The 8,992-nt window shown below is 72.7% G+C and carries 1 protein-coding gene (running past one end of the window); it reads left to right on the top strand.

Annotation, left to right across the window (positions count from 1 at the left end):
- Nucleotides 1-40: 40 nt before the first annotated feature.
- A protein-coding gene (locus tag ACIRNI_RS31575; protein ID WP_403556766.1) for a type I polyketide synthase crosses the window boundary here: on the top strand, nt 41-8,992 show its 5' portion. 8,826 nt of this gene lie beyond the right edge of the window; the window shows 8,952 of its 17,778 coding nt (coding positions 1-8,952); it begins with the start codon at nt 41-43; its stop codon lies off the right edge, out of view.

The raw sequence follows: 8,992 nt of genomic DNA, 5'->3' as shown, positions 1-8,992 counted from the left end.
GCGGTCGTTGGTGCGGTTCGATGAGGCGACGGGTGCGTTGTTGGCGGACGGCCGGTCGGTGTTCCTGGAATGCAGCCCGCATCCCGTCCTGACCCTCGGCATCGAGGAGACGCTGGAAGCCGCCGAGCGCCCAGGCACCACGCTGACCACGCTCCATCGAGATCGCGGGGATGCGACGCGTTGGCTGACCGCGCTGGCTGAGGCGCATGTGGCGGGTGTCCCGATCGACTGGACGACCGTCCTCCCCGATGCCCGGCCCGTCGACCTCCCCACCTACGCCTTCCAGCACACCCACTACTGGATGACCGAACCCCCCGAGATCGCCCGGGTCCTGGAGGCGGCCACAGGCGGCGATCCGGACGAGACGGAGTTCTGGGACGCCGTCGACCGGCTCGACTACGACCAGGTCGCAGGCACCCTGCACCTGGAATCGGGCGACGGGCTGGAGACCGTACTGCCCGCCCTCTCGGTGTGGCGCCGAAGCCGCGCCGAACGCTCCACCGTCGACGCCTGGCGTTACCGCGTCGCCTGGCAGCCCGCCGACCGCGCACCCGCCGCCGCACTCGACGGACACTGGCTGCTGTTGCGCACGGAGGGGTCGGACGCGGACCACGCCGCACGCTGCGCGCGGGCTCTGCTCGAGGCGGGCGCCGACGTGACCGAACTGACGGTCCCCGACGCCGCACTCGACAGGTGGGGCCTCAGCCAACTCCTGCGCGACTCGGCCGCGTCGGCCGAGTCCGCCGAGCCGTCGGTCGCCGGAGTCCTGTCCCTGCTCGCCGACGACCACCGGGCGCACCCCGAGGACCCGGCGGTCTCCGTCGGGCTCGGCGCCACCCTCACCGTCGTACAGGCGCTGGCCGACGCCGAGATCACGGCGCCGCTGTGGTGCGCCACCACCGGCGCCGTCGCCGCGCACCGCGCCGACCGGATCACCGACCCCGCCGCCGCCCGCGTCTGGGGGCTCGGCCGGGTCGCCGCCCTGGAACACCCCGAGCGCTGGGGCGGGCTGATCGACCTGCCCGCCGACCTCGAGCCCCGCGCGCTGGCCCGCCTCGCCGCCGTGCTCACCGGGGACGAGGACCAGGTCGCCGTACGGGCCGAAGGCGTCTACGTACGCCGCCTGCTGCACGCACCCTCCGCCGCCACCAGTGACCCGGCCCTGCCCTCCGGCCTGCCCGAAGCGGTCCTGATCACGGGCGGCACCGGCGCGCTGGGCGCGGAGACCGCCCGGATGCTCGCGCGCCGGGGCACCCGGAAGCTGGTGCTGCTCAGCAGGCGGGGCGGGGAAGCCCCCGGGGCCGCCGACCTGGTCACCGAACTGGCCGCGCTCGGGGCGACGGCCACCGTCGTCGCCTGCGACGTCGCCGACCGCGAGGCGCTGGCCGCGCTGCTCGCCGAGCACCCGGTCACCGGTGTCGTCCACGCCGCGGGGCTCGACCCGGTCCTCCCGCTCGACGCGACCTCGGTGCCCGAGCTCGCCGAGGGACTCCGCGCCAAGGCCCGCGGCGCCGAACACCTCGACGCGCTTCTCCCCGACGCCGAACTGTTCGTGCTGTTCTCGTCCATCGCCGGCATCTGGGGCAGCGGCGGACAGGGCGCCTACGCCGCCGCCAACGCCCACCTCGACGCCCTCGCCACCGCCCGCCGGGCGGCCGGCCGGGCCGGCACCGCCGTCTCCTGGGGTTCCTGGGCAGAGGTCGGCATGGCCGCGCGGGACGGCGCCGACGCGTACCTGAGACGCCGGGGGCTGCGCCCCATGGCGGCGGCTCTGTGCATCGCCGCGCTGGAGCGCGCGATCGACTCCGACGACGCGTGCGTGACCGTCGCGGACGTGGACTGGGCACGCTTCACGCCTGCCTTCACCAGCCGCCGGCCCAGCCCGCTGCTGACCGCGCTGCCCGAGGCGGCCGACGCCCTCGCGGGGGGCACGGACGGCGACGAAGGCCGTTCGGGCACCTCGGAGACGTCCGCCGCCTCCGCCGTGCGCACCCTGCTGGCCGGGGTGCCCGAATCCGAATGGGTCCGTACGGTCGTCGATCTGGTCCGCCGGGAGACCGCGGAGGTCCTCGGCTACCCCAACCCCGTCGAAGCCGAGCGCCCGTTCAAGGATCTGGGCGTGGACTCCCTCACCGCGCTCCAGGTCCGCAAGCGCGTGGCTGAGGTCGTCGGCCTGCACCTGCCCGCGACGCTCGTCTTCGACCACCCCACCCCCTCGGCGGTCGCCCGTCACCTGCTGTCGCTGATCAGCACCGACGACCACGCGGCCGTCACGCCGGCCGCGGCGTCCGACGAACCGCTCGCGATCGTCTCCATGGCCTGCCGCTATCCCGGCGGCGTGGACTCCCCCGAGGCGCTGTGGAACCTGGTCGCCGAGGGCCGCGACGGGGTCGGCGCCTTCCCCACCGACCGCGGCTGGCGGGCCGCCCCGGGCGCGAGCGTCGACTTCGCCCTGGAGGGCGGCTTCGTGCACGACGCCACGGACTTCGACGCGGCGCTGTTCGGCATCTCGCCGCGTGAGGCGCTGGCGATGGATCCGCAGCAGCGACTGCTGCTGGAGACGGCGTGGGAGGCGCTGGAGCGGGCGGGCATGAACCCGCGCACGCTCCAGGGGACGTCGACCGGCGTGTTCGTCGGCGCGTCCCCCTCGGGGTACGGGGTGGGAGCCACGGACTCCGGCTCCGAGGGCCACTTCCTGACCGGCATGTCGGGGAGCGTGCTGTCCGGTCGGGTCGCGTACTCGTTCGGGCTTGAGGGTCCTGCGGTGACCGTGGACACGGCGTGTTCGTCGTCGTTGGTGGCGCTGCACCTGGCGGCGCAGTCGCTGCGCGCCGGGGAGTGCTCCATGGCGGTCGTGGGCGGCGTCGCGGTGATGAGCACCCCAGGCGTCTTCGCCGAGTTCGACCGGCAGGACGGTCTGGCCTCGGACGGCCGGTGCAAGGCGTTCGCTGCTGCCGCGGACGGCACCGGCTGGGGCGAGGGCGTCGGCGTGCTGCTCGTGGAGCGGCTCTCGGACGCCGAGCGTTTGGGCCATCAGGTTATGGCGGTGGTGCGGGGTTCGGCGGTGAATCAGGACGGTGCGTCGAACGGGTTGACGGCGCCGAATGGTCCGGCGCAGCAGCGGGTGGTGCGGGCGGCGTTGGCGGCTGCTGGTCTGGAGCCCTCCGAGGTTGATGCGGTGGAGGCGCATGGTACGGGGACGCGGTTGGGTGACCCGATCGAGGCGCAGGCACTGCTGGCGGCGTACGGGCAGGACCGCGACGAACCCCTGTACCTGGGGTCGGTGAAGTCGAACATCGGTCATACGCAGGCGGCTTCGGGTGTCGCGGGTGTGATCAAGATGGTGGAGGCGATCCGTCGGGGTGTGCTGCCGCGGACGTTGCATGTGGATGAGCCGACGCCGCACGTCGACTGGTCGGCCGGCGCGGTGGAACTTCTCACCGAGGACCGGGCCTGGCCGGAGGCGGGTCGTGCGCGTCGGGCGGGTGTGTCGTCGTTCGGTGTGAGTGGGACGAACGCGCACGTCATTTTGGAGCAGGCTGCTGAGGTGGCTGAGGTGGCTCCGGTGCGGGTGGGTGCTGCGGGGCCGTGGGTGGTGTCGGCGCGGTCGCGTGCTGCGTTGGTTGCGCAGGCCGAGCGTTTGGGGGCGTTCCTGGTCGAGCGTCCTGAGGTGGGTGCGTCGGCGGTGGCGCATACGCTGGCGACGGGGCGTGCGGCGTTGGAGTACCGGGCGGTCGTGCTCGGCGACGATCGTGACGAGCTGCTCACCGGCCTGCGCGCGCTGGCCGAGGGAGAGCCCTCGCATCGGGTCGTCACTGGCACGGTACGGAATGGGCGTACGGGGTTCCTGTTCTCGGGTCAGGGTGCGCAGCGGGTGGGGATGGGGCGTGAGTTGTATGACGCCTTCCCGGTGTTCGCAGATGCCTTCGACGCGGTGTGCGCGCGGGTGGACCTTGAACGACCCTTGCGAGACGCCGTGTTCGGCGACGATGCGGAGTTGCTGGCGCGTACCGCGTACACGCAGCCTGCTCTGTTCGCGGTCGAGGTGGCACTGTTCCGGCTGGTGGAGTCCTGGGGTGTGACCCCGGACGTACTGGTGGGCCATTCGATCGGCGAGCTGGCGGCCGCGCACTGCGCGGGGGTGCTGTCCTTGGACGACGCCTGTGCGCTCGTTTCCGCGCGTGGTCGGCTGATGGATGCGCTGCCTTCCGGTGGCGCGATGCTGGCCGTCGAAGCGGCCGAGAACGTCCTGGAGTTGCCCGAGGGCGTGGACCTCGCGGCCGTCAACGGACCCACCTCGGTGACGGTTTCCGGTGACGCGGACGCGATCGGCTTGCTGGAGGAACGCCTGCGCTCCGAGGGCGTGCGAGTGAAGAGGCTCAGCGTCTCGCATGCGTTCCACTCACATCTGATGGAGCCGATGCTCGACGACTTCGCGGCGGTCGCGGAGTCGTTGACGTACCACGCCCCGACCATCCCCGTCGTCACGACCGCGCCGGGGGGCATGGCGACCCCGGACTACTGGGTCGGTCAGATCCGTGAACCCGTCCGCTTCGCCGACGCGATCACCTCCCTCACCGACACCCGAACCTTCCTTGAGCTCGGGCCGGACGCCACCCTGTCCGCCCTCGTCCCGCACATCACCGAGGACGTCACCGCCGTCCCCGCCCTGCGTAACGGGGGAGGGGAGACGAGCGCCTTCGGACGGGCCCTGGCCGGCCTTTTCGTCCAGGGCGCTGCTGTGGACTGGGGTCGGTATGTGTCGGGGCCTGGTGTGGGTCTGCCGACGTATGCGTTCCAGCGTGAGCGGTTCTGGCTGGGGTCGGCGGGGGCGGCAGACGCTGTGGCGGACGCTGGTTCTGGTGGTGGGGATGAGGCGTTCTGGTCGGTGGTGGAGGCTGGTGACAGTCGGGCGCTGGCTGAGGTGTTGCGGTTGGGTGCTGGTGAGGTGGAGGCGGTGTTGCCGGCTCTGGCTGGTTGGCGGCGTGAGCGGGTGGAGCGTTCGCGGGCGGACGGGATGCGGTATCGCGTGGCGTGGCGTGTCGTGGACGACGCCTCTGTTGGGGCTGTGTCGGGGCGTTGGCTTGTGGTGGGTACGGAGGGTGTGCCCGAGGAGCGGGTCGAGGCGTGTGTGGCGGCTTTGGCGGGTGGTGGTGCGGAGCCGTTGGTGGTGGTGCTGGACGACGGTGAGCTGGATCGTTGGGAGCTGGCTGCTCGTCTGACGGAGGAGGATGCGTTCGGGGGCGGTGTGGCGGGGGTGTTGTCGCTGGCGGCGCTGGACTTGCGTGGGGGTGTTGCGGGGGTTTTGGAGGGGCTGCCGGTGTCGGTGGCGTGGTCGCTGGCTTTGGTGCAGGCGCTGGGTGACGCGGAGGTCGACGCGCCGTTGTGGTGCGTGACCTCGGGAGCGGTGTCGACCGGGCGTGCTGACGGTGCGGTGGACCCGGAGCAGTCGCAGGTGTGGGGTCTGGGGCGGGTTGCGGCGTTGGAGTTCCCGCAGCGTTGGGGTGGCCTGGTGGACCTGCCGACGGTCCTGGACGAGCGTGCCGGCATGCGTCTGGCGCGTGCGCTGGCCGGTTCGGAGGACCAGGTCGCCGTCCGCGCCTCCGGCACCTTCACCCGCAGGCTCACCCGCATCGCGCCGCACACCGACACCCCCGGGGAATTCACCTCCGCCGGAGCGGTCCTCATTACCGGCGGCACCGGCGCCCTCGGCGCGGCCGTCGCCCGTCGCCTCGCCCGGCGCGGAGTCACTGAGCTGGTCCTGACCAGCAGGCGGGGCCTGGAGGCCCCCGGGGCTGCCGAGCTGGTTGCCGAGCTGGCCGGTCTCGGGGCGGCGACGACCGTGGTCCCCTGTGACGTCGCCGATCGCGAGGCGCTGGCCGCGCTGCTCGCGGAGCATCCGGTCACCGGTGTCGTCCACGCGGCGGGTGTCGTGGACACGGTGCCGTTGGTGGGGGTCGGTCCGGAGCAGTTCGCGGAGGTGTTGCGGGCGAAGACGCTTGGCGCCCGGCATCTGGACGAACTGGTGCCCGAGGCTGACATGTTCGTTCTGTTCTCGTCGATCGCCGGAGTGTGGGGCAGCGGCGGTCAGTCCGCCTACGCGGCGGCCAACGCCTACCTGGACGGTCTGGCCGAACGGCGCCGTGCTCGCGGTCTGACCGCCACCTCGGTGGCCTGGGGGCCGTGGGCCGAAGCCGGCATGCTCGTCGAGGAGAACGCCGAGGACTACCTGTGCCGGCGCGGCCTGACGCCGCTGCCGCCCGAGCTCGGCGTGACCATATTGGAGGACGCGGTCGCCCGCGACCTCGGCTGCCTCGTCGCCGCCGACGCCGACTGGGCGCGCTTCGCACCGGCCTTCGGATCGGGCCGCGCCACCACACTCTTCGACGACGTTCCCGAGGCCGCGGCCCTGTCCGCCGCCGCAACCTTCTCGGAGGCGGACTCCGGAGCCACCACACCCCTCATGTCCGCGCTCGCCGGAAAGGGGCCCGCCGAGCGCCGGGCCGTGCTGCTGGACACGGTCAGAACCGGTGCCGCCGCGGTACTGGGCCACGCGAGTGCGGACAGCATCCCCGTCGAGCTGCCCTTCTCCGACCTGGGGTTCGACTCGCTCACCGCCGTCGACCTCCGCGACCGGCTGATGGCCGCGACCGGCCTCTCGCTCTCCGCGACCCTCGTCTTCGACCACCCCACCGCCCAGGCCCTGGCGGACCACCTCGCCGGCCTGCTGCCTTCCTCCGAGCCCGGTGACACGTCGGCGCCGAACGCCCCCCGCGTCGCGGCCGACCCGGGCGAGCCGATCGCGATCGTCTCCATGGCGTGCCGCTTCCCCGGCGGAGTCCGGTCGCCCGAGGACCTGTGGGACCTGGTCGCCTCGGGAGCCGAGGGCATCACCGCCTTCCCCGCCGACCGTGGCTGGGACCTATCGGCCCTCCGGGAGACCGGAGCCTTCGCGGCCGAGGGCGGCTTCGTGCACGACGCCACCGAGTTCGACGCGGGGCTGTTCGGGATCTCGCCGCGTGAGGCGATCGCGATGGATCCGCAACAGCGACTGCTGCTGGAGACGGCGTGGGAGGCGCTGGAGCGGGCGGGCATGAACCCGCGCACGCTCCAGGGGACGTCGACCGGCGTGTTCGTCGGCGCTTCGACGTCCGGTTACGGCACCGGCGGGCGCACCGAAGGCGCGGACGGCCACCTGATGACCGGCATGGCCGGCAGCGTGCTGTCCGGTCGGGTCGCGTACTCGTTCGGGCTTGAGGGCCCGGCCGTCACCGTGGACACGGCGTGTTCGTCGTCGTTGGTGGCGCTGCACCTGGCGGCGCAGTCGCTGCGTACCGGCGAGTGCTCCATGGCGCTGGCCGGCGGCGTGACCGTCATCGTCGGTCCCGACATCTTCGCCGAGTTCGACCGGCAGGACGGTCTGGCCTCGGACGGCCGGTGCAAGGCGTTCGCGGCTGCCGCGGACGGCACCGGCTGGGGCGAGGGTGTGGGCCTGCTGCTGCTGGAGCGACTGTCGGACGCACGCCGCAACGGGCACGAGGTGCTCGGGGTGGTGCGGGGTTCGGCGGTGAATCAGGACGGTGCGTCGAACGGGTTGACGGCGCCGAACGGCCCCGCGCAGCAGCGGGTGATCCGGGCCGCGCTGGATGCCGCGCGACTCACGGCCTCCGAGGTCGACGCGGTGGAGGCGCACGGCACGGGCACCCGGCTCGGCGACCCGATCGAGGCGCAGGCACTGCTGGCGACGTACGGACAGGACCGCGACGAACCCCTGTACCTGGGGTCGGTGAAGTCCAACATCGGTCATACGCAGGCGGCTTCGGGTGTCGCGGGTGTGATCAAGATGGTGGAGGCGATCCGTCGGGGTGTGCTGCCCGCCACCTTGCACGTGGACGAGCCGACGCCGCACGTCGACTGGTCGGCCGGCGCGGTGGAACTTCTCACCGAGGACCGGGCCTGGCCGGAGGCGGGTCGTGCGCGTCGGGCGGGTGTGTCGTCGTTCGGCGTGAGTGGGACGAACGCGCACGTGATCCTGGAGCAGGCTGCTGAGGTGGCCGAGGTGGCTCCGGTGCGGGTGGGTGCTGCGGGGCCGTGGGTGGTGTCTGCGCGGTCGCGCGCTGCGTTGGTCGCGCAGGCCGAGCGCTTGGGGGCGTTCCTGGTCGAGCGTCCTGAGGTGGGTGCGTCGGCGGTGGCGCGCACGCTGGCGACGGGGCGTGCGGCGCTGGAGTACCGGGCGGTCGTGCTCGGCGACGATCGTGACGAGCTGCTCACCGGCCTGCGCGCGCTGGCCGAGGACAAGGCCGTGCCGTCCGTGGTTCGCGACGAGGCCGTGCACGGTGGGCTGGCTCTGTTGTTCACGGGCCAGGGCGCGCAGCGGGTGGGGATGGGGCGTGAGTTGTATGACGCCTCCCCGGTGTTCGCAGATGCTTTCGACGCGGTGTGCGCGCGGGTGGACCTTGAACGACCCTTGCGAGACGTCGTGTTCGAGGACGGCGAGGCACTGGATCGGACGGTCTTCGCGCAGGCCGGGTTGTTCGCGGTCGAGGTGGCGTTGTTCCGGCTGGTGGAGTCCTGGGGCGTGGTCCCGGACGTACTGGTGGGTCACTCGATTGGTGAGCTGGCTGCCGCGCACTGCGCGGGGGTGCTGTCCCTGGATGACGCCTGTGCTCTGGTCTCGGCACGTGGTCGGTTGATGGACGCGCTGCCGTCGGGCGGTGCGATGCTGGCCGTGGAGGCGGCCGAGGGCGGGCTGGAGCTGCCCGAGGGCGTGGACTTCGCGGCGGTCAACGGACCCACCTCCGTGACCGTTTCCGGTGACGCCGATGCGATCGCGGTTCTGGAGGAGCGGCTCCGTGCGGAGGGCGTACGGGTCAAGCGGCTCACGGTCTCCCATGCGTTCCACTCGCACCTGATGGAGCCGATACTCGACGAGTTCGCGGCGGTCGCGGAGTCGTTGACGTACGACACCCCGACGATCCCCGTCGTCACGACC

Source organism: Streptomyces sp. NPDC093546 (assembly GCF_044765045.1).
GTDB lineage: Bacteria > Actinomycetota > Actinomycetes > Streptomycetales > Streptomycetaceae > Streptomyces.
This window is presented reverse-complemented; position numbering and strand designations above follow the sequence as displayed.